Consider the following 21,653-nt stretch of genomic DNA (forward strand, 5'->3'; position numbering starts at 1 on the left):
CCCTCCGGACCGGGGTTTCCCGGAGTGCGTCGGACCGGGCGTGGGGCCTGCCGATATCCTGACCGGCGGCCGTACCTCCGGCCCTTCCGTGTCACAGGAGTCTCCAACACCCATGTCCTTCCACCGCGTGCTTGTCACGTCCTGCCGCGAGCTCCTCACCCTCGCGCTCCGGACCCCGTACAACGCGGAGAAGGACAAGGACGCACCGCGTAGCCGCCGGTTCCTCGTCGTCGCCGTCGCGGCGGCGCTGCTGACCCTCGGCGTGTGGATCTGGTGGTCGATCGCGCAGCACCGGGTCTTCTGGAACATGATCGACCTGAACGTCTACTACGACGCCGCGCACAAGGAGCACCTCAACGGCGAGGACGTCCTCTACGAAGCGAACTTCGGGGGCAAGTTCGGAAGTGCGGACGGACTCCCCTTCATCTACCCGCCGTTCTCCGCACTGGTCTTCATCAAGCTGCTCCCGCTCGGCTTCGGCGGCCTCAAGTGGCTCATGACGATCACCAGCTTCGCGTCCGTGCTCGCGGTCAGCTGGGCGTCCTGGGGCATGCTCGGCTACCGCAAGAGCGCGGGCCGGCTCGGCATGGCGCTGCTCACGTTCGCCGCCGTCGTGTGGCTCGAACCGGTGTCCTGGACGCTCATCTGGGGCCAGGTCAACCTCGTGCTCCTCGCGGTCATCATGCTCGACCTCGCGCAGCCAGACTCCCGCTGGTGGAAGGGCATCGGCATCGGTATGGCCGCCGGCTTCAAGCTCACCCCGGCGATCTTCATCGTCTACCTGGTGATGACCCGTCGCTTCCGCACGGCCGCCGCCGCCGTCGTCGGCTTCGCCGCCACCGCGCTGCTCGGACTCGCCCTGCTTCCCCACGCGTCGACGAAGTACTGGACCCACATCGGCGAGATCAGCGGCCGGGTCAACTCCACGCTCAGCGTCGGAACGCTCAACAACCAGTCGCTCAAGGGCATGCTGACCCGCTGGCTGCACAACGACACCGCGGTGTCCGTCGTGTGGCTGGTGCTGGTCGCCGCGATCGTCGTGATCGCCATGGTCGCCGCCGCGAAGGCCTCGCTCGCGGGACGCGAACTGCTCGGCGTCGTGATCGTCGGCACGCTGAGCCTGATCGTGTCGCCCATCGCCTGGTCGCACCACTGGGTGTGGGTGATCCCGGCGTTCATCCTGCTCGTGGACGCCGCGCTCCGGCACCGCACCCGGCTGTGGTGGTGGGCCACCGCCGCGTTCTTCGTCTTCTACGCCTCGTGGCCGATGAAGATCAACCAGCAGGGCCACTGGGACGACCGCTGGGCGCTGCAGCCGTTCGGCCTGATGTGGCTCGTCCCGCGCGACGGCAACCGCGAGCGGCGCTGGAACGTGTGGCAGTTCTTCGTCGGCAACAGTTATGTGCTCGCCGGCATCGCGCTGCTGCTTGTCGTGTCCTGGTGGGTCCTGCGCAACCTCAGCGCCGCCACCGCCGCGGTTCCCGAGGTCTCCGAGGCCGCCGACGGGCGCCTTCCCGAACCCGCCAGCGTCGCCCCTACGGGGTAGTCGCTCGTACGGGTTAAGCGCATGGCGGGCCCGGCCCGCCCGGCGCCATGATGCGTCGCATGTCCCTCTCGGCGCGGATCTGGCTCCCTGTCGGCGTGCTCATCGCGGGCATCGCCGGAGCGGCCTGGGTGTGGACCGTGCGCCACCACCCCGACCTGCTGTGGCGCCTCCTCGACCTCCAGGTCTACGACGACGCCGCGGCGTCCCTGTCCCGCGCCCAGCACCGGCTCTACACGCACCGCTTCGGCGACGCCGGGCTGCCGTTCATCTACCCGCCGTTCGCCGCGCTCGTCTTCTACAAGCTGCCGCTCGGCTTCGCCGCCCTCAAACTGCTGGTCACCGGGCTCACCCTCGGCGGGCTGGCCGCCGTCGTGTGGGTGTCCTGGGGGATGCTCGGCCACCGGCGCGACGCCGGGCGCGTCGGGGCCACACTCGCCGTCACCGGGGCCGCCCTGTGGCTCGAACCGGTCCAGCAGACGCTCGCCTTCGGCCAGGTCAACGTGATCCTGATGGCCGCCGTCGTGCTCGACCTCGCCCAGCCCGACCGGCGCCCGTGGAAGGGCGCCGGCGTCGGACTCGCCACCGGCTTCAAGCTGACCCCCGCGATCTTCATCGCCTACCTGCTGGTCACCCGCCGGTTCCGCGCCGCCGCGGTGGCCACCGGCACCTTCCTCGCCACCGTCGCGGCCGGCTGGGCGCTGATCCCGGGCGCGTCCCGCACCTACTGGTTCGGCGCGATCGACGTCGGCGACAACGTCGGCCAGGACTTCATCTCCAACCAGTCGTTCAACGGCATGCTGCGCCGTCTGCTCGGCAGCGGCCCCGCCGAGCAGGCTCTGTGGCTGCTGCTCGCCGGGGCGACGGCCGTCGTGGGCCTCGCCGCCGCCGCGCTGCTGTCCCGCCGCGGCCGCGAGCTGGCCGGCGTCGTCACCTGCGGCGTCACCGGGCTCCTGGTCTCGCCGATCTCCTGGACCCACCACTGGGTGTGGGCCGCGCCGCTCCTGGTGCTGCTCACCCACACGGCGCTGGTACGCGGCGCGCGGGCCGCGGGACCGGCCCGGCGGGCCCTGTGGGCGGCCCTTCCGGTCGGCCTCGTCCTCCTCGCCTTCGCGTGGCCCATGGCCCGGCCCGGCACCGCCGCGCTCACCCCGCAGGGGCTGCTGTGGCGGCTGCCGTACGAGCAGGGCCGCGAGCACCGGTGGACCGCCCTCCAGACCCTGCTCGGGAACGGCTACCTGCTGGCCGGCGCCGCGCTCGTCGCCACCGCCGCCGGGCTCGCCGCGCGCGCCGCACCGCGCACCTCCGAGGGGGATGCGGTGGCCGCCCGGCCCCGCACCGATACGGTGGGAGCGTCCGTAAACGGCGGCGGGAGCCCGCCCTGAGCTGGAGTAACCGGGAGTAGCGAGTGGTCGAGGCGCCCGCGCCCAACGCATCCGGCGGGTCGCAACCCCCGTCCGGCACCACGGTCACCACCGACCGGGTCTTCACGATCCCGAACCTGCTCAGCTTCGGGCGGCTGCTCGGCGTGCCGGTCTTCCTGTGGCTGATCCTGTGGCCGCGCTTCGGCGGGCCCAAGCACGACGTCATCGCGCTGGTCATCCTCATGGTGTCCGGCTTCACCGACTGGCTCGACGGCAAGCTGGCCCGCAAGTGGAACCAGGTCAGCCGGGTCGGCCAGATCCTCGACCCCGCCGCCGACCGGCTCTACATCCTGTCCACCCTGGTCGGCCTCACCGCGCGGGACATCCTGCCGCTGTGGGTCACCGGCCTGCTGGTCGCCCGCGAGCTGTTCATCGCCGCGCTGTTCCCGTACCTGCGGGCGTACGGCTACGGCCTCCTGCCGGTCAGCTTCGTCGGCAAGGCGGCCACGTTCAACCTCATGTACGCCTTCCCGCTCCTGCTGCTGAGCGACAGCACGGGACGTGTCGCAACTCTCGCGGCGATCTTCGGCTGGGCGTTCGCGTGGTGGGGTATCGCCCTGTACTGGTGGGCAGGAGTCCTGTACGCGGTGCAAGCCAGACGCCTGGTGGCCGCGGTGAAACAGGCCGGGACCGGGTACGCGTAGCACGGCTCCCGCGCCTGCCGGCCCGCGCCGGCCCCCTCGCTCAAGGAGGCCGCACCGCGCGGGCAACGAAGCGATAGGAGGACGTGACTCGATGAAGGCCGTCGTCATGGCCGGTGGTGAGGGAACCCGGCTGCGCCCGATGACCTCCAGCATGCCCAAGCCGCTCCTGCCGGTGGTCAACCGGCCGATCATGGAGCACGTGCTCAGGCTGCTGAAGCGCCACGGGTTCTCCGAGACCGTCGTCACCGTCCAGTTCCTCGCCTCGCTCGTCCGGAACTACTTCGGCGACGGCGAAGAGCTCGGCATGAGCCTGACGTACGCCAACGAGGAGACCCCGCTCGGAACCGCGGGAAGCGTCAAGAACGCCGAGGAGGCGCTGCGGGACGACACCTTCCTCGTCATCTCCGGCGACGCGCTCACCGACTTCGACCTCACCGAGCTCGTCGAGTACCACCGCGCCAAGGGCGCCATGGTCACCGTGTGCCTCACACGCGTGCCCGACCCCGTCGAGTTCGGCATCACGATCATCGACGAGGAGGGCCGCGTCGACCGCTTCCTCGAGAAGCCGACCTGGGGCCAGGTCTTCTCCGACACCGTCAACACCGGCATCTACGTCATGGAGCCGGAGGTCTTCGACTACGTCGCCCCCGGCGTCAGCGTCGACTGGTCCGGCGACGTCTTCCCCAAGCTCCTCGAAGAGGGCAAGCCGATCTACGGCTACGTCGCCGAGGGCTACTGGGAGGACGTGGGCACCCACGAGTCCTACGTCAAGGCGCAGGCCGACGTCCTCGACGGCAAGGTCGACGTCGACATCGACGGCTTCGAGCTCGCGCCCGGCGTGTGGGTCGCCGAAGGCGCCGAGGTCGACCGCGAGGCCGTCCTCAAGGGCCCGCTCTACATCGGCGACTACGCCAAGGTCGAGGGCGGCGTCGAGATCCGCGAGCACACCGTCCTCGGCAGCAACGTCGTCGTCAAGCGCGGCGCGTTCCTGCACAAGGCCGTCGTCCACGACAACGTGTACGTCGGCCCGCAGACCAACCTGCGCGGCTGTGTCGTCGGCAAGAACACCGACGTCATGCGCGCCGCCCGCATCGACGAGGGCGCGGTCATCGGCGACGAGTGCCTCATCGAGGAGGAGTCGCTGGTCGCGGCGGGCGTGCGCGTCTACCCGTTCAAGACCATCGAGGCCGGCGCCGTCGTCAACACCTCGGTCATCTGGGAGTCGCGCGGGCAGAAGAACCTGTTCGGGCCGCGCGGCGTGTCCGGCATCCTCAACGTCGAGATCACCCCCGAACTCGCCGTCCGCCTCGCCGGCGCCTACGCGACCACGCTGAAGAAGGGCGCCACCGTCACCACGGCGCGCGACCACTCGCGTGGCGCGCGTGCGCTGAAGCGCGCGGTGATCTCCGCGCTCCAGGCCAGCGCGATCAACGTGCGCGACCTGGAGAACGTGCCCATGCCGGTCGCCCGCACCGAGACCGCGCGCGGATCGGCGGGCGGCATCATGATCCGCACCACGCCGGGCGTCCCGGACTCCGTCGACATCATGTTCTTCGACGAACGCGGCGCCGACCTGTCCCAGGCCGCGCAGCGCAAGCTCGACCGTGTCTTCGGACGCCAGGAGTACCGCCGCGCGTTCCCCGGCGAGATCGGCGAACTCACCTTCCCGGCACGGCCCTTCGACAGCTACTCCGGCACGCTGCTCAAGACCGTCGACATCTCCGGCGTCTACGACTCCGGGCTCAAGGTCGTCGTCGACGCGGCGCACGGCAACGCGTCGCTGCTGCTGCCCAGCGTGCTCGGCCGGCTCGGCATCGACACGCTGTCCGTCAACACCGGACTCGACGACGCCCGCCCCACCGAGACCGCCGAGGACCGCGCCGCCGGCCTGATCAGGCTCGGCGAGATGGTGTCCTCCGCGCGCGCGGCCTTCGGCGTCCGCTTCGACCCCGTCGGCGAACGCATGTCGCTCGTCGACGAACGCGGCCGCATCATCGACGACCACCGTGCGCTGCTGGTGTTCCTCGACCTGGTCGCCGCCGAACGACGCGGCGGGCGCATCGCGTTGCCGGTCACCACGACGCGCATCGCCGAACAGGTCGCCGCGTACCACGGGGTCCAGGTGCGGTGGACCACCACGTCGCCCGACGACCTCGCGCGCGTCGCCGCGCAGGACGGCACCGTGTTCGGCGGCGACGGCCGCGGCGGCTTCGTGGTCCCGGAGTTCAGCACCGTCTTCGACGGCACCGCCGCGTTCGTGAGGCTCATCGGCCTCGTCGCCCGCACTCAGTTGACGCTCAGTCAGATCGACGCGCGCATCCCGCGTGCGCACGTGATGCGCCGCGACGTCCCGACGCCGTGGGCCGCCAAGGGCATGGTCATGCGTTCCGTCGTCGAAGCGGCGGGGGAGCGCGGCATCGACACCACCGACGGCGTCCGCGTCGTCGAGTCCGACGGCCGCTGGGTACTCGTGCTCCCCGACGTCGCCGAAGCCGTCACCCACCTGTGGGCCGAAGGCCCCGACGACGACGCGGCACGCGAACTCCTCGACGAATGGGCCGCGGTGGTCGAGCGCGCGGGAGACTGACCGGGCCCTCGAGGCGGCGACCAGGGCCGACATGGAACGATGGCCCCCATGACGCCGAGATCGACGCCCGAGGACGCCCGCTACCGGCGTCCCGACGCCTCGATGTCGCTGCTGATCAACATCATGGATCACAGCCTCGACGAGGGGTACGCCGAGGCCACCGCCCGCCGCGCCGTCCGCGGCGAAGGCGGCGCCCTCAGCAAGGCGCCCGCCGCCAAGCTCCTGGTCGCGCTCGGCGTGGGCCTGATCGCGATCGTGGTCACCATGGCCGCGATCCAGGTCCGCGCCGCGGCACCCCAGGCGGAGAAGGAGCGCCAGGACCTCATCAACCGCATCCACACCCGCGAGGACGCGGCGGACAAGCTCCAGGACGACGTCAGCGCCCTGCGCGACCGCGTCGACGGGCTCCAGGACCGCAACCTCACCCCCGAGGCCGTCAAACGCGTCGAACTCCTCGCCATGGTCACCGGCGCCGACCCCGTCGAAGGCCCCGGCCTCAAGGTCGTCGTCGACGACGCGCCGCAGTCCACCGACCAGGACGGCGCCAACAAGGACCCGCGCGCCGCCGAATCGCTCGCCAACGGCCGCGTCCTCGACCGCGACCTGCAACGCGTGGTCAACGGGCTGTGGGAGGCCGGCGCCGAAGCCATGGGGATCAACGGGCAGCGCCTGACCGCGCTTTCGGCGATCCGCGCGGCCGGCGCGTCCATCCTCGTCGACAACCGGCCGCTGTCCCCGCCGTACACCGTCCTCGCGATCGGCAACGGCAAGAAGATGCAGGTCGCCTTCCAGGACGGCAAGGACGGCCGCTACCTGCACGCGCTCAGCGAGCGGTACGGCATCCGCGCCACCATCGGCACGCAGAAGACCATCAAGTTGCCCGCGGCCATCGGTTTGACACTCCACGTCGCCCAACCGGAAGGCGCGGCACCGCCGCCGAGCACCACACCCACACCCCAGCCGGCGCCCGCCCCGAGCGGGACGCCGACTACCGGTACGGTGTCCCCCACCCCCACGCCGGGGGCCACCGGCGGCAAGACCCCCACGGGCACCGCCACACCGCGTACGCCCACCCCGTCCAAGACCGGGAAACCCACCGGCAGCGGACGCCCGTCGAACAACGCGGCGGCACGGACGACCGTGCCGGCGCCGGAGGAAGGACAAGCGTGATCGCGGTACTCGGCCTGGTCTTGGGCGTCGTGGTCGGGTTCTTCGCCCGCCCGGTGATCCCCCACGAGCTTGAGCCGTACCTGCCCATCGCGGTCGTCGCCGCCCTGGACGCCGTGTTCGGCGGCCTCCGGGCGCTGCTCGACGGCATCTTCGACGACAAGGTCTTCGTCGTCTCCTTCCTCTCCAACGTCGTTGTCGCGGCACTCATCGTGTTCCTCGGCGACAAACTCGGCGTCGGCGCGCAGCTCTCGACGGGTGTGGTGGTCGTGCTCGGCATCCGGATCTTCTCCAACGCGGCCGCGATCCGCCGGCACGTCTTCCGGGCCTGACGGGAGACCGACGACATGCGCGACGAGCCCCGCGAGCCCCGCGACGAGGACCGCCCCGACGAGCGACGGGCCGACCACGCCTCCGACGCGTCGCAGGCCGACCACCGGTCAGACGCGCCGCGGGCCGACCGACGGGCCGACCGGCGCTCGCGCCCGGAGCCGCCCGCCTTCCGGACCTTCCGCGACCGCGCTGAAGCCGACGAGACCCCCGACCCGGAAACCGACCCGTCGCTCGACCCGTCGTCGGACCAGCACCACCCCGTCGACCTGTACCACCGCGACCGCGACCTGCGGGAACAGCTGTACGCCGACGATGACGAGGACGAGTCGACACCGCCCGGAGGCACCGCCCAACTGCGCGCCCAGCGCCCCCTGCCGCCCCCTGACCCGACGGGCGGCACGGCCCAACTGCGAGTCCCGAGGCCCGGCGCCGGCCGCCCCGACGACCCCTACGCCCCGACCGCAGGCACCGGCCCGAGCGGCAGCACCGCCCCGAGCGCGGGGACAGGTCTGAGCGGCGGCACCGGCACCGGTGCCGGCCTGAGCGGCGGCACCGGCCTGAGCGGCGGCATCGAGCCCCAGGCCCCCCAAGCCACCGGCTTCGGCGGAGCCTCGGACCGCCCCGCGCCCAGCGGCGCCAGCGGCCCGGCACCCACCCCCGCCCCCGGCAACGGCCTGGGCCCCCTCCCACGCCGCCCTGTAGGCGCCTCCCTGGGCCCGGCCTACACGGCCCCCTTCGACAACCCGCCTTTCCTCGACGACCCGGAGGACTTCGACCCCGCCGACGACCCAACGGACGACCCGGACGCCCCCGACCAGGGCCCCGACGACCTGGCCAACCGCCCCTCCCCGTACTGGAACGCCCCGTCGTCCCCGCGCAGCACCACGACGCCACCGCGCCACCCGGCGCAACCCGGCGCCCACCCCGGCCCCAGCCTGCCCGGCCCCGACGGCACGGCTGCGCCCAACACGAGTGCGGACCCCGCACAGCGTGGGCCTGAGGGGGGTGCTCCCGCGCCTGGTGTGCAGCATGGAGCGCACCCTGGTGGCCTCCTGCTGCCAGGTGCCCAGCGTGGCCCCCAGCCCGCCGATGGCCTGCGCGGCCCCGACGGTACGGGCGCGCCCGACGCGAGTGCGGGCCCGGTTCAGCGTGGGCCGTGGCCTGGGGAAGGCGCGGGTTCCAGCTCTGCGCAGCCTGGAGGGCGTCCGGAGGGTGCACCGCGCGGCGGGGGCGCCCCGTCGGGGCAGGTACCGCAGCAGCCTGGCGCCGGCGAGTCGCCGGGTTCGGCGGGCTCTGTAGCCGACCCGCGGCAGCATGGCCGACACACCCCGGGCGCGGTCGGCCCCGCGCAGCCTGGTGGTGCTGGTGCCCCGGGTGCGCAGCGAGGTTCTCAGCGGCCGGGTTCCGCCGGCGCGGGGGAGCAGGGTTCCGTGGTCGACCCGTTCCAGGTCGGTGGCGTGCCGGGAGCTGCCCAGGGCGGGCCCGGGGGCGGTCCGTCGGGTGCCTCCGGTGTGCCCCGGCAGCCCGACGCCGACGGGTCGCCGCGTTCGGGCTCTACGGCCGACCTGAGGCATCACGGTCGCCACGCTCCGGGGGCCGCTGGCCCGGCGCAGCGTGGGCCGCAGCCTGGTGGCGCTTCTACGCCTGGTGCGCAGCGTGGGCCTCGGCGGTCCGGGGCCGACAACATGGGCGTGCCTGAGGGCGGCTCGCGGGCGTCTCAGCAGCCTTCCGCCGCTGACGGCGGGGGGTCGGCCCGTTCGGGGGACACCACCGCCAACCTGCGGCATCACGGTCGTCATGCTCCGGGTGCGGGTGGTCCCGCGCAGGCCGCGGGCGCTGGTGCGCCCGGTGGGCCTGGGTCCGCCGACGGTCCTGTCGGCCCGCAAGGTCCCGGCCCGCACGGTCCCGGCGCGGACCTGCGGCACCGGGGGCGGCATGCTCCGGGTGCGGGCGGTCCCGTGCAGCTTGGGCCGCAGCCAGGTGGTGGGCCTCGGGGCGGAGGCGCTGCCTCCGGTGGCTCGCAGGTGCCTCAGCAGCCGGGCGTTGCCGGTGGGCCTGGTGCCCCGTCGGGGCCCGGGCAGCCGGGGCCGCGTGGTGGCGGTCCTGTGCCGCCTGGCACGCAGCGTGGGCCGCAGCGGGCTGATCTTGGTGACACCACTGAGCTGGGTGCCGTTGCCGATCCTCGGCGCGGTCGTCGCGCGGGTGGTGGGCAGGGGGTGTCCGACGGGTCCGTTGGGCCCGGTGCGGGTGTGGGGTCCGGACCGCGTGGGGCTCAGCGGTCGGATCTTGGTGACACCGCGGAGTTGGACACCGTCGCCGACCCTCAGCGTCGTCGGCACGCCCCGGGCACCGGCGGTCCCGGGCAGCGGGGGCGGCATACGCCTCGGGCGATCGCGGAGAGCAATGCCGGGGCCTCGTCGGAGGCGCCGGATGGTGCTGCCGACGGTGGGGCGTCGGAGGAGGGTTCCGGGCGGCGGTCCGGGCGTCGGTTGTTCGGGCGCCGTGCCGCGGACAGCGGGTCGGGGGAGTCCGGCTCGTCGGAGGGCGGTGCGCCGCAGCGTCGGCGGCATGCGCCTGGGGCCCAGGCTGCCCGTGGCGCGTCGGGTCTCGCCGCCGATGCCACCGTCAGCGCCTCCTCGGAGACCGGTGGCGGGCCTTCCTCGGCGTCCGAGGGTGGCGACACGCCCGGGGCGGCGGAACGTGACAAGGATCGCTCCGGGGGCGTTCCCGCCTCCGATCCCGCGTCCGATCCCGTGTCCGAGGAGGCGCCTCCCGTCGACGCCGGCGGCCCGTCGGAGCCAGGTGGGCCGGGCGACGGTGACGGCGGTGTGCCGGCCGAGGATCCGAACACGCCGGAGCCGAGCGGTCGTCGGAGGCTCGGGATCGCGTTGTGGCCCCCGCGCGTCAGTCGGGCCCAGCTCGTCGTCGGGGTGCTGCTCTTCGCGCTCGGTGCGGGCCTTGCCATCCAGGTGCGGACGAACACCGAGTCGGACCCCCTGCGAGGTGCCCGCGAGTCCGACCTCGTCCGGGTGCTGGACGAGTTGGAGCAGCGAACGCAGCGGCTCGAAGCCGAAAAGCACCGGCTCGAGGTCAGCCGCGACCAGCTGGAGAGCAGCAACAACCGTGCGGAGGAGGCCCGTCAGCAGACGGACCAGCGCGCGCAGGTGCTGGGCATCCTGGCCGGCACGGTGAAGGCGACGGGACCCGGCATCACGTTGACGATCAACGACCCGCAGGGCAACGTCCGTCCGGACATGCTGCTCGACACGTTGCAGGAACTGCGCGCGGCCGGCGCGGAGGCGATCCAGATCAACCAGGTCCGGGTCGTCGCGTCGACGTGGTTCGACGAGCCCGTCCAGGGCCAGATCACGATCGACGGCCAGCGCGTCACCGCGCCGTACGTCTTCAAGGTCATCGGCAACCCGCAGGATCTGCAGCCCGCGTTGAACATCCCGGGCGGCGTGATCCGCACGCTGGAGAAGAAGCAGGCGCAGGCCGTCGTCGTCCCCTCGCAGCAGGTGCTGGTCGACGCCTTGCGGGCGCCGACGGCGCCTGACTACGCTCGCTCGGCACCCGGCGCGGGCAATGGCTGAGCCCCGGGTGATCGGGACCTGACAGAATCAGCGCACGGACCGGCCGTGGCGGAGAATCGCCGCACCGGACCGCGCGGCACGGTGGCTTCGAGCGGCAAGGAAGGCAGGGCGGATCCGGCATGTATCCCGAGGACCTCACATACACGGCGGAGCACGAGTGGGTGCGTTCGCTCGCGGTCGAGGACGGGACCGTGCGGATCGGCATCACCGAGTTCGCGCAGGACTCGCTCGGTGACATCGTGTTCGTGACGCTGCCTCAGGTCGGCGCCGAGGTCACCGGCGGCGAGCCGTGCGGCGAGTTGGAGTCGACCAAGAGCGTCAGCGACGTCTACGCACCGGTGACCGGTGTCGTGGTGGCCGTCAACGACGCGCTGGAGACGTCGCCGGAGCTGGTCAACTCCGATCCGTACGGGGATGGTTGGATGTTCGAGGTGCGCCCGGCGGATCCGTCCGCCGCGGGCGCGCTGTGGGACGCCGCGGCGTACGTCAAGAGCCTGGATTCCTGACCGCCGATGCGAGGAATCCCGCGCACACTGCATCGGCACAACACCGTTACTACGACGACTTGTACCTGCCCCACGACGGGCGGGCCAGGCTTTCTCGGGGAGGTTCTCGCGTGAAGTTGTTCGCGAGGCTGTTCGGACGTTCACGCCGCGCCGAGGAGGAGACGCCGCAGGCGCCCGCCGGCGTGCCGTACCCCGGCCCCGGACAGGTTCCGCCCGGCCCCGGTCAGGTTCCGTCGGGCCCGCCCGCGCTCGGCGACGTCGAGAACACGGTCGGTTTCCCGGCGATCCAGTTCGGCGCCGCGCCGGGCGCCGGCGACGGTGTCACGTGTGCCAACTGCGGCAACGTCAATCCGGCGGGTGCCCGGTTCTGCTCGAACTGCGGCCACCCGCTGCGCCCGGACGTCGAACGTCCGTCCGAGCAGACGTCGACGATCTCGATCACCGGCATCGAGGCGCTGGACGCCGAGCCGGCGCCGCGCGAGGTGCTGAGCCCCGAGGCGCAGGCCGCCGTCGAGGCGCTGCCGCCGGGCACCGCGCTGCTGGTGGTGCGCCGCGGCCCGAACTCGGGCAGCCGGTTCCTGCTGGACTCGGACCGGACGACCGCGGGCCGCCACCCGGAGAGCGACATCTTCCTGGACGACGTCACGGTCTCCCGGCGGCACGCCGAATTCCGGCGCGGCCCGGGCGGGTTCACGGTCGCCGACGTCGGCAGCCTGAACGGCACGTACGTCGGCCGCCAGCGCATCGACGAGGTGCCGCTCACGGCCGGCGACGAGGTGCAGATCGGCAAGTACCGGCTGGTGTTCTTCCCGAGCCGCCACGCGCAGATCGGCAGCGGGGAGTACGCGTGACCTCGGCCCCGCCGCGCACCGGCGGCGGGCGCGCGCTGGTCGGCATCGGCGACGTCATGGCGATGCTCCGTGCCGAGTTCCCGGACGTGAGCATCTCCAAGATCCGTTTCCTCGAGGCGGAGGGGCTGGTCGAACCGCAGCGGACGCCGTCGGGCTACCGCAAGTTCGGCCCGTCCGACATCGACCGGCTGCGGTTCGTGCTGCGCGCGCAGCGCGACCAGTACCTGCCGCTGAAGGTCATCAAGGACCAGCTCGACGCGATCGACCGCGGCCTGGAGCCGGACGGCGACGGCGCCGGGTTCCCGGCGCCGGGCGGGCCCGACGGCGCCGGGCCTGACGGCGAGCCGCGCGAGCCGGCCCCCGTCGTGTTCGACCGCGCCGAACTGCTGGCGGCGGCCGGAATAGACGAGGCGGCGCTCGCCCGGCTGGAGGAGTTCGGCCTGATCGAGCCGGAGGCCGGCCCCGACGGCGCCCCCGGCTACGGCGGGGACGCACTGGTCGTGGCCCGCCTGGTCACCGCGCTCGGCGAGTACGGCCTCGAACCGCGCCACCTGCGGCAGGTCAAGGCGGCCGCGGACCGCGAGGCCGCGCTGGTCGAGCAGATCGTCGCGCCGCTGCTGCACCGGCGCGGCGCAGGCGCCAAATCGGGAGCCGAGGAGACCGTCCGCGACCTGTTGTCGCTGACGTCGCGGCTGCACACGGTGCTGGTGGGGGCGGCCCTGAGGCCGCTCCTCGGCCGCTGAGCCGGGCCGCGCGGCGGCGGTTTCCGGCCGTCCCGCGGTCGCCTTCCGGACGTCTTACCGGTGTCCCGCCCGAAATCCGGCGCGCGCCGGTTTATCCGGGACGAAGAAAATGCGACGAATCACGGCGCGAATGGGCCCGGGGGGATCTGTGCTCCTCACTCGGGCGCGCTAGTGTGGCGATGTGAACGAGCTTGAGGTCGTGGGCGTCCGGGTGGAGATGCCTTCCAACCAGCCGATCGTGCTCCTGAAGGAAACAGGAGGCGACCGGTACCTCCCCATTTGGATCGGACCGGTGGAGGCGACGGCGATCGCCTTCGCCCAGCAGGGCGTCGTGCCCGCCCGCCCGCTGACCCACGACCTGTTCCGCGACGTGCTCGAGGCGCTCGGCCAGGAGCTCACCCGCATCCGCATCACCGACCTGCGCGAAGGCGTGTTCTACGCCGAGCTGGTGTTCGCCAACGGCACCGAGGTCAGCGCGCGTCCGTCCGACGCGATCGCGCTGGCGCTGCGCACGGGGACGCCGATCTTCGGCGCGGAGGCGGTGCTCGACGAGGCCGGCATCGTCATTCCCGACGAGCAGGAGGACGAGGTCGAGAAGTTCCGGGAGTTCCTGGACCAGATCTCGCCCGAGGACTTCGGCACCACCAGCCAGTAAGTGGCACCCGGTAGCGCTCCGGAAGTCGTCCGACGCGTCGTCCGCCGTGCCGCCCGGCCGCGGAGCCGGGAGGGACGGCCGGTCCGGCGTGTCGCTCACCCGTTCGGCCGGGTCGGGCGGTTCGTCTGAGTGGCCGAGACGGCGCCACTCGAACGGGCCGATTCGATCACGGCGCGACAGGAACCGACAGCAGGGCGGTCGGCATGCGTACCCGGGTTGTCGCGACTTCAAACCGCAGTTGAGAGATGCGTCACTCGGCGTGCCGAACGTGCCGGTCGTTGACGCGCTGTGGGTGACTGCCTACCGTCGAAATCGACAGTTCCGGGGGTGATCCGTGCGCGTTGCACTCCGCCGCTTGCGGCCCGGAACTCACGGCATTCCTCTCGCCGCAGGCAGGTGCGGAGAGACGAAACGGAGGTCGGCGTGAGCAGCACCGGCGACATCACGGCCCAGGGCCGTGCCCGCGCGGCCCGCCCACTGCCGTCCGCGTCCCCGCAGGGGGTGCCCCGCGACGAGGCGGCGACGACGACACCGGGCGCCGACGAGATCGGCTACCGCGGCCCCACGGCGTGCGCGGCGGCCGGCATCACGTACCGCCAGCTCGACTACTGGGCGCGCACGGCGCTGGTCGAGCCCAGCATCCGGCCCGCGCACGGGTCGGGCACGCAGCGGCTCTACAGCTTCCGCGACATCCTCGTCCTGAAGATCGTCAAGCGGCTGCTCGACACCGGCGTAGGCCTGCAGAACATCCGCGTCGCCGTCCAGCACCTCCGCGGCCGCGGCGTCGCCGACCTGGCCGGAATGACCCTCATGAGCGACGGCGCGAGCGTCTACGAGTGCACCTCGTACGACGAGGTCGTCGACCTGGTCCAGGGCGGCCAGGGCGTCTTCGGCATCGCCGTAGGCGCCGTCTGGCGCGAGGTCGAGGCCTCCCTCGGCTGCCTCCAGGGCGAACGCCCCGACACCGGCGAGGTCCTCTACCGCCACAACCCCGACGACGAACTGGCCCGCCGCCGCCGCGAACGCGCCGGCTGACCGGCGGAATCGTCGGAACATCCAGGACCGGCCCGCGGGTAGGCCGGGACTGCCGCACGCGCAGGCCCGGCCCGGGGCGCAGGTCCGTGGCGGCGTCGGACGGGTCCGGGTGACGCTCAACGGCCACGTGGCGTGGGCGGGCATAAGGCGCATGCATGCGTGTCGATCGCCGTGCCCAGATGCCGCGCCGCGGCCGCGACGGCGGGCAGGGGATCCGCCGTGAGCCGGTCCACGACCGCCCGCGTGCCGAGGACGGCGGCGTGCACGGCCCGCCGAGGGTCGGGCACGGTCCCGGCACCCGCCCACAGCGCACACAACACCAGGTCGAGCAGCTCGCGGCGGCAGGTCACACGTTCGTCGGCGGCAAGCGCCACGAGGAACGGCACGGCTGCGGCGGTCGCGGGGGAGACGCCCGGCTCGATCAGCAGGGCGGACAGTTCGCGCAGGGCTCCGGAGGCCTCGCGTGAGGTCGGCGCGCGGGCCAGGCGGCGGAGCTGGGCAGGGACGTCGGCGGCGGTGCCGTGGGTGGTGGGGAGGTCGGGCCATGGGAGGGCGTCCATGCCCTTGTGCGGTTTTCGCGTTGGGGTCGCCTCCTCCGTCAAGTGCTCGCGCGGTCGTTGGAGCGCCGGAGCAGGACCGGCACGTCGGCGGCGGTGCCGCGCGCGGTGGCGAGGCCGGGCCACGGCACGGCGTCCACGCCCTTGAGCGGTCTGCGCGTCGCGGTCACCTCCGTCAGCCGAACGGGCCGGGCCCGGCGGGGCCGTCGCGTCGGTGGAGACCACCGCGTCGACTCCGCCGCCGCCCGCCGGGAGCCCCCTCGAGCCGGCGGCGGCGCGGCCATTGCAGCGCCCGGGCCGGGGAAAGGCAAGGGTGTGGGATCTGTGAGCGCGGGAACCGGTCGGGGTGGTTGGGTCGTCACTGCCCACATGGGGTCTCGGGTGGGGCGGTTCGTGCGGACGCGGCGGGGGCAGCGGGTGGTGTTCCAGCTGACCGCGGTGCTGACCGTGCTGGGGCTGACTCCGGTGACGTGGGTGTACCTGGTCGGGAGCGGGCGGATGCGGGGCGTGGACGACGTGCCTGCCGCGCCCGTGGCGCTGGTGCTCGGCGCGGGCATCGACGGGGACCATCCGTCGCGGCTGCTCGCGCGGCGGCTGGACGTGTCGCTGGCGCTGTACCGGGCAGGCAAGGTGAAGGTGCTGCTGGTGTCAGGCGACAACGGCCGTGAGGGCTACAACGAGCCGGACGTGATGCGCCGCTACCTTGTCGCGCGCGGGGTGCCGGAAGCGCAGGTGGTGTCCGACTATGCGGGATTCTCCACGTGGGACTCCTGCGTCCGGGCCAAGAAGGTGTTCGGTGTCGACCGGGCGATCATCGTCAGCCAGACGTTCCACCTGCGGCGCGCGTTGGCGCTGTGCGACGCGGCCGGGCTCGACGCTTACGGCGTGGGCGACGACTCGTTGTCCGGAGACACGGTCGGTGTCACGTTGTTCGGCGGCGCGCGGGAGATCCTGGCCGCCTACAAGGCGCTCGGCGAGGCGGTGCTGACGCCGGACCCGAAATTCCTCGGCCCGAAGGAACCCGGCGTCGAACGGGGCCTCGCGGCTGCGGGCTGATGTCACCCCGATGCGCCATCATCGGAGGAAATGCGAAAGACGTCGGCCATCCTCCACCTCGACATGGACGCCTTCTACGCGTCCGTTGAGCAGGCCGCCAAGCCCAGTCTCAAAGGCAAGCCGGTCATCGTCGGCGGGGTCGGCGGCCGCGGTGTCGTGGCCACCGCGTCGTACGAGGCCCGGAAGTTCGGCGTGCGGTCCGCGATGCCGACCGGCGAGGCCCGCAGGCGGTGCCCCAACGCGGCGTTCCTGATCCCGCGGTTCAGCGCCTACCGCGAGGTCAGCGACCAGGTCATGGGGCTGCTGTCAGAGCTGTCGCCGCTGGTCGAACCGCTCAGCCTCGACGAGGCGTTCGTCGACCTCGAGGCCGGACCCTACGGCGAGGGGCTCGACACCGAGCGGGCCACGGAGCTCGCGGTGGAGCTGCGCGCCGAGATCCACGCCCGCACCGGGCTCACCGCGTCGGTGGGGCTGGCGCCGTCCAAGCTCATCGCCAAGATCGCCTCGGAGGCCGCCAAGCCGGACGGCCTCGTGGTGGTGCCGCCGGGCGGCGAACGCGCGCTGTTGGACCCGCTCCCCGTACGCGCCCTGTGGGGAGTCGGGCCGGCGACGGCCGAGACGTTGCGCAAGGTCGGCATCACGACGGTCGCCGGCATCGCCGCCGCCGACCCCGACGAGCTGGTACGCATGTTCGGCCAGGCCCACGGGCGCGGCCTGCACGCCCACGCGCTGGGCCTCGACGACCGGCCCGTCGTCGCCGAACGCGACGCCAAGTCGGTCTCCGTCGAGGACACCTTCGAGGTGGACCTCGTCGACCGCGTCCGGATCACCGCCGAACTCGACCGCCTCGCCGCCCGCTGCGTCGAACGCCTGCGCGGCGCGGGCCGCTCCGGCCGCACCGTGGTGGTGAAGATGCGGCGGTACGACTTCAGCACGCTGACCCGCTCCGAGACCCTGCGCGCCCCCACCGACGACCTGGCGGTCGTGCGCGAGACCGTCCACCGGCTCGTGGCCCAGGTCGACTTCACGGGAGGCCTGCGGCTGCTCGGCGTGGGCGTGGCGTCGCTGGCGGACTTCGCGCAGCAGGACCTGTTCGGGACGGCGGACGAGGCGCCGGCGGACGAGGCGGGCGACCAGACCGGCGAGGCAGCGGACGCGCCGACGGAGCGACCCGACTCGGGCGACGCCGACGCCGCCGACCCGGAGGCCGCCGCCTACGGCAGCGTCCCGGTCTTCCACCCCGGCCGGTTCGGCAACGCCCGCTGGCTCCCGGGCCAGGACGTCGAGCACACGGAGTTCGGCCCGGGCTGGGTCCAGGGCAGCGGCGTGGGCCGGGTGACGGTCAGGTTCGAGACCCCGGGATCACCCCCGGGCAGGATCCGCACCTTCCCGGAGGACACCCCGGACCTCAAGGCCACGCCACCGCTGCCCCTGGTCCCGCCGGGCAACACCGAGGCCACGACGTAGCCGACCGAGTCGACCGACGAAGTGGGCGAACGACCCGCGAAACGAAGCGCACGGGACCCACGAGACCCCCGGGACGCGTGTGAGATCGAATACGACAGAACACGACGGGGATCATGCTTCCCAGCGACCGCTCCCGCACTGGTAGCGTTGAGGCTGCACCAACAGTCGTGCGGGAGAGTCCCGGTCCCCGAGCCGGGCGCCGAAGGAGCAACCCCTCCCCGGAATCTCTCAGGCACCCGTACCGCGCGACCATGGGCACTCTGGAAAGCAGTCCCGGCGCGTTGTCGGCGGGGCTCACCGACGGTGAAAGCCTCCGGCCGGCGCTACCGGCCACGGGGTGAAGCTCTCAGGTACCGATGACAGAGGGGGAGGCCTACCGAGGCCACGCGTCCCTGCGTGGTCTCGCCGGAGCGATCCTGGAGGCCTCCACGTGAGTTCGTCGTTCACTCCCCGGGTTTCCGGGCCCGGCAGCCTTGCCGGCCTGGAATCGGCCGCGCCGTTCACCGGTCGGCACATCGGCCCGGACACCGACGAGCAGGCCAAGATGCTCGCCCACATCGGCTTCGGGTCGCTCGACGAGCTGACCGACGCCGCCGTGCCGGGCGCCATCCGCACGCTCGACCGGCTCGCGCTGCCCGAGGCGGTCAGCGAGGCCGCCGTCCACGACCAGCTGCGCGCGCTCGCCGCCCGCAACACCGTGCTGCGCTCCATGATCGGCCTCGGCTACTACGGCACCCACACGCCGCCGGTCATCCTCCGCAACGTGCTGGAGAACCCGGCCTGGTACACCGCGTACACGCCGTACCAGCCGGAGATCTCGCAGGGCCGCCTGGAGGCGCTGCTCAACTTCCAGACGATGGTCTGCGACCTGACCGGCCTCGACGTCGCCGGCGCCTCGCTGCTCGACGAGGGCACCGCGGCCGCCGAGGCGATGACCCTCGCGCGCCGCTCCGGCCGCGCCAAGAGCAACGTCTTCCTCGTCGACGCCACCGTCCTGCCGCAGACGATCGAGGTCGTGCGCACCCGCGCGGAGGCGCTCGACATCGAGGTCCGGGTCGTCGACACCTCCGCCGGGCTGCCCGAGGGCGAGTTCTTCGGCGCGCTGCTCCAGTACCCGGGCGCCGACGGCCGGGTCCGCGACCTGACCGCGCTGGTCGAGGACGCGCACGGCCGCGGCGCGTTCGTCGCCGTCGCCGCCGACCTGCTCGCGCTCACGCTGCTGACCAGCCCGGGCGCGATGGGCGCCGACATCGCCGTCGGCACCACGCAGCGCTTCGGCGTCCCGATGGGCTTCGGCGGTCCGCACGCCGGATACCTGGCGGTCCGCGACAAGCTCGCCCGCTCGCTGCCCGGCCGCCTCGTCGGCGTCTCCGTCGACGCGGACGGCGACCAGGCGTACCGCCTCGCGCTCCAGACCCGCGAGCAGCACATCCGCCGCGAGAAGGCGACGAGCAACATCTGTACGGCGCAGGTCCTGCTCGCCGTCATGGCCGGCATGTACGCGGTCTACCACGGCCCCGAGGGCCTGACCGAGATCGCGCGCCGCACCCACCGCTACGCCGCGATCCTCGCGGCCGGCCTGCGCGCCGGCGGCGTCGAGATCGTGCACGAGCACTTCTTCGACACCGTCCACGTGCGCGTGCCGGGCCGGGCCGCCGCGGTCCGCGAGTCGGCGCGCGGCGAGGGCGTCAACGTCTTCCAGCCCGACGCCGACCACGTCACCATCAGCTGCGACGAGACCACCACGCGCGCCGACCTGGCCGCCGTGTGGCGGGCGTTCGGGGTCGCCGAGGCCGACGTCGAGGTGCTCGACGCCGCGACCGCCGACGCGCTGCCCGACGGGCTCGAGCGCACCGGCGAGTTCCTCACCCACCCGGTCTTCCACGAGCACCGCTCCGAGACCGACATGCTGCGCTACCTGCGCCGCCTCGCGGACAAGGACTACGCGCTCGACCGCGGCATGATCCCGCTCGGCTCGTGCACGATGAAGCTCAACGCGACGTCGGAGATGGAGCCGGTCACCTGGCCGGAGTTCGCGAACATGCACCCGTTCGCGCCCGCCGACCAGGCCGCCGGGTACCTCGAGCTGATCCACGGCCTGGAGGACGCGCTCGTCGCCGTCACCGGCTACGACAAGGTGTCGATCCAGCCCAACGCCGGGTCGCAGGGCGAGCTCGCGGGCCTGCTCGCGGTGCGCGCCTACCACCGGGCGAACGGCGACACGGCGCGCGACGTCTGCCTGATCCCGTCCTCCGCGCACGGCACCAACGCGGCCAGCGCCGTGATGGCCGGCATGCGCGTGGTCGTCGTCGGCACCGGCGAGAACGGCGACGTCGACCTCGACGACCTCAAGGCCAAGATCGAGAAGCACCGCGACAGCCTCGCCGTGCTCATGGTCACCTACCCGTCCACGCACGGCGTGTTCGAGGAGCACATCGGCGACGTGTGCGCGCTCGTGCACGACGCCGGCGGCCAGGTCTACGTCGACGGCGCGAACCTCAACGCGCTGGTCGGGCTCGCCCAGCCGGGCAAGTTCGGCGCGGACGTCTCGCACCTGAACCTGCACAAGACGTTCTGCATCCCGCACGGCGGCGGCGGCCCCGGCGTCGGCCCGGTCGCGGTGCGCGAGCACCTCGCCCCGTACCTGCCGAACCACCCGCTGCAGCCGACCGCGGGGCCCGCCACCGGCGTCGGACCGATCTCGGCCGCGCCGTGGGGCTCGGCGGCGATCCTGCCGATCTCGTGGACGTACATCCGCCTGATGGGTCCGGACGGCCTCAAGCGCGCCACCCAGGTCGCGGTGCTCAGCGCGAACTACATCGCGCGTCGCCTCGCGCCGCACTTCCCGGTGCTCTACACGGGTCCCGGCGGGCTGGTCGCGCACGAGTGCATCGTCGACCTGCGCGGCATCACCAAGGCGACCGGCGTGACCGTGGACGACGTGGCCAAGCGCCTCATCGACTACGGATTCCACGCCCCGACCATGTCGTTCCCGGTGCCGGGCACCCTCATGATCGAGCCGACCGAGAGCGAGAACCTGGTCGAGATCGACCGGTTCTGCGACGCGATGATCGCCATCAAGGGCGAGGTCGACCGCGTCGGCGCCGGCGAACTGCCCGCCGACGACAACCCGCTGTGCAACGCCCCGCACACCGCCGCGATGGTCGCCGGCAACGACTGGGCGCACGCCTACAGCCGCGAAGAGGGCGCCTTCCCCGGCGGCGTCAAGGCCGCCGGGAAGTACTGGCCGCCGGTCCGCCGCATCGACGGCGCGTACGGCGACCGCAACCTGGTCTGCTCCTGCCCCTCCCCGGAGGCCTTCGAGAGCTGACCCCACGGTCCTGGGCCGGCCACAGCACACTCACACCCGGCCGGCCCACGGCCGCACCGCGCGCCACAAGCACGCGGCCGAGCCTGAACACACGGGAGGGCGGCCCCCCCATCAGGGGGGCCCCCCGTCCGCGCTCCCCCGGCCCGGGGGGCGCCGCGGCG

Annotated in this window: 17 protein-coding genes and 2 riboswitches; of the genes, 15 read left to right on the forward strand and 2 right to left on the reverse strand. The window is 73.0% G+C overall.

From position 1 onward, the window contains the following. Positions 1-112: 112 nt before the first annotated feature. From QI554_RS26550 to QI554_RS26605, 12 genes are all read left to right on the forward strand, one after another. On the forward strand, positions 113-1,546 hold the full coding sequence (locus tag QI554_RS26550) for a glycosyltransferase 87 family protein (protein WP_281473037.1): 1,434 nt from the start codon (positions 113-115) through the stop codon (positions 1,544-1,546). A gap of 59 nt (positions 1,547-1,605) precedes the next feature. Further along, the gene (locus QI554_RS26555; RefSeq protein ID WP_281473040.1) at positions 1,606-2,928 is read left to right on the forward strand and encodes a glycosyltransferase 87 family protein; all 1,323 of its coding nucleotides are present in this window, start codon (positions 1,606-1,608) and stop codon (positions 2,926-2,928) included. 23 nt (positions 2,929-2,951) lie between these two features. After that, on the forward strand, positions 2,952-3,611 hold the full coding sequence (gene clsA / locus QI554_RS26560) for a cardiolipin synthase ClsA (RefSeq protein ID WP_281473041.1): 660 nt from the start codon (positions 2,952-2,954) through the stop codon (positions 3,609-3,611). Between the two features lie 91 nt (positions 3,612-3,702). Continuing rightward, on the forward strand, positions 3,703-6,198 hold the full coding sequence (locus tag QI554_RS26565) for a sugar phosphate nucleotidyltransferase (RefSeq protein ID WP_281473043.1): 2,496 nt from the start codon (positions 3,703-3,705) through the stop codon (positions 6,196-6,198). Between the two features lie 48 nt (positions 6,199-6,246). Beyond that, the gene (locus QI554_RS26570; RefSeq protein ID WP_281473045.1) at positions 6,247-7,368 is read left to right on the forward strand and encodes a DUF881 domain-containing protein; all 1,122 of its coding nucleotides are present in this window, start codon (positions 6,247-6,249) and stop codon (positions 7,366-7,368) included. After that, complete coding sequence (locus QI554_RS26575) at positions 7,365-7,697, forward strand: small basic family protein (RefSeq protein ID WP_235051704.1); 333 nt, start codon at positions 7,365-7,367, stop codon at positions 7,695-7,697. The genes QI554_RS26570 and QI554_RS26575 overlap by 4 nt, the downstream gene beginning before the upstream one ends. A 2,829-nt stretch (positions 7,698-10,526) precedes the next feature. Continuing rightward, complete coding sequence (locus QI554_RS26580) at positions 10,527-11,291, forward strand: DUF881 domain-containing protein (RefSeq protein ID WP_343230820.1); 765 nt, start codon at positions 10,527-10,529, stop codon at positions 11,289-11,291. A gap of 119 nt (positions 11,292-11,410) precedes the next feature. Further along, positions 11,411-11,797, forward strand: coding sequence for a glycine cleavage system protein GcvH (gene gcvH, locus QI554_RS26585; protein ID WP_281473053.1), 387 nt, complete (start codon positions 11,411-11,413; stop codon positions 11,795-11,797). Between the two features lie 110 nt (positions 11,798-11,907). Continuing rightward, positions 11,908-12,648, forward strand: coding sequence for a double zinc ribbon and FHA domain-containing protein (locus tag QI554_RS26590; protein WP_343230821.1), 741 nt, complete (start codon positions 11,908-11,910; stop codon positions 12,646-12,648). Between the two features lie 56 nt (positions 12,649-12,704). Continuing rightward, on the forward strand, positions 12,705-13,391 hold the full coding sequence (gene ftsR, locus QI554_RS26595) for a transcriptional regulator FtsR (protein ID WP_281473061.1): 687 nt from the start codon (positions 12,705-12,707) through the stop codon (positions 13,389-13,391). Between the two features lie 181 nt (positions 13,392-13,572). Further along, positions 13,573-14,046 carry a bifunctional nuclease domain-containing protein gene (locus QI554_RS26600; protein ID WP_281473054.1) on the forward strand — a complete coding sequence of 158 codons (474 nt, stop codon included), beginning with the start codon at positions 13,573-13,575 and terminating at the stop codon, positions 14,044-14,046. 423 nt (positions 14,047-14,469) lie between these two features. After that, positions 14,470-15,081, forward strand: a complete 612-nt coding sequence (locus QI554_RS26605) for a MerR family transcriptional regulator (RefSeq protein WP_425528059.1) — start codon at positions 14,470-14,472, stop codon at positions 15,079-15,081. Between the two features lie 116 nt (positions 15,082-15,197). Here QI554_RS26605 and QI554_RS26610 read toward each other — a convergent pair whose 3' ends face one another. Together QI554_RS26610 and QI554_RS26615 are read right to left on the reverse strand one after the other, a co-directional pair. Further along, complete coding sequence (locus QI554_RS26610; protein ID WP_281473055.1) at positions 15,198-15,641, reverse strand: hypothetical protein; 444 nt, start codon at positions 15,639-15,641, stop codon at positions 15,198-15,200. A gap of 38 nt (positions 15,642-15,679) precedes the next feature. Further along, positions 15,680-15,808 carry a hypothetical protein gene (locus QI554_RS26615; RefSeq protein ID WP_281473056.1) on the reverse strand — a complete coding sequence of 43 codons (129 nt, stop codon included), beginning with the start codon at positions 15,806-15,808 and terminating at the stop codon, positions 15,680-15,682. A 199-nt stretch (positions 15,809-16,007) separates the two neighbouring features. On the opposite strand from QI554_RS26615, the gene QI554_RS26620 reads away from it, so the two are divergent. The 3 genes from QI554_RS26620 (at position 16,008) to gcvP (ending at position 21,492) form a co-directional block, all read left to right on the forward strand. Continuing rightward, positions 16,008-16,694: a SanA/YdcF family protein gene (locus QI554_RS26620; RefSeq protein ID WP_281473057.1), complete on the forward strand. Its 687-nt coding sequence runs from the start codon at positions 16,008-16,010 to the stop codon at positions 16,692-16,694. A 30-nt stretch (positions 16,695-16,724) separates the two neighbouring features. Continuing rightward, the gene (locus tag QI554_RS26625; RefSeq protein WP_281473058.1) at positions 16,725-18,161 is read left to right on the forward strand and encodes a DNA polymerase IV; all 1,437 of its coding nucleotides are present in this window, start codon (positions 16,725-16,727) and stop codon (positions 18,159-18,161) included. 160 nt (positions 18,162-18,321) lie between these two features. Further along, a riboswitch (glycine riboswitch) is annotated at positions 18,322-18,415 on the forward strand. Positions 18,416-18,417: 2 nt separating this feature from the next. Further along, a riboswitch (glycine riboswitch) is annotated at positions 18,418-18,528 on the forward strand. Positions 18,529-18,642: 114 nt separating this feature from the next. Beyond that, positions 18,643-21,492, forward strand: coding sequence for an aminomethyl-transferring glycine dehydrogenase (gene gcvP / locus QI554_RS26630; protein WP_425528060.1), 2,850 nt, complete (start codon positions 18,643-18,645; stop codon positions 21,490-21,492). Positions 21,493-21,653: the final 161 nt, after the last annotated feature.

The organism is Yinghuangia seranimata (genome assembly GCF_029953285.1).
GTDB classification, from domain to species: Bacteria; Actinomycetota; Actinomycetes; order Streptomycetales; family Streptomycetaceae; genus Yinghuangia; species Yinghuangia seranimata.

Bases quoted from the DNA above. Each gene is read 5' to 3' on its own strand.
- QI554_RS26550 (WP_281473037.1), top strand. From the start codon at position 113: ATGTCCTTCCACCGCGTGCTTGTCACGTCCTGCCGCGAGCTCCTCACC.
- QI554_RS26555 (WP_281473040.1), top strand. From the start codon at position 1,606: ATGTCCCTCTCGGCGCGGATCTGGCTCCCTGTCGGCGTGCTCATCGCG.
- QI554_RS26565 (WP_281473043.1), top strand. From the start codon at position 3,703: ATGAAGGCCGTCGTCATGGCCGGTGGTGAGGGAACCCGGCTGCGCCCG.
- QI554_RS26570 (WP_281473045.1), top strand. From the start codon at position 6,247: ATGACGCCGAGATCGACGCCCGAGGACGCCCGCTACCGGCGTCCCGAC.
- gcvH (WP_281473053.1), top strand. From the start codon at position 11,411: ATGTATCCCGAGGACCTCACATACACGGCGGAGCACGAGTGGGTGCGT.
- ftsR (WP_281473061.1), top strand. From the start codon at position 12,705: ATGGCGATGCTCCGTGCCGAGTTCCCGGACGTGAGCATCTCCAAGATC.
- QI554_RS26610 (WP_281473055.1), bottom strand. From the start codon at position 15,641: ATGGACGCCCTCCCATGGCCCGACCTCCCCACCACCCACGGCACCGCC.
- QI554_RS26620 (WP_281473057.1), top strand. From the start codon at position 16,008: ATGGGGTCTCGGGTGGGGCGGTTCGTGCGGACGCGGCGGGGGCAGCGG.
- QI554_RS26625 (WP_281473058.1), top strand. From the start codon at position 16,725: ATGCGAAAGACGTCGGCCATCCTCCACCTCGACATGGACGCCTTCTAC.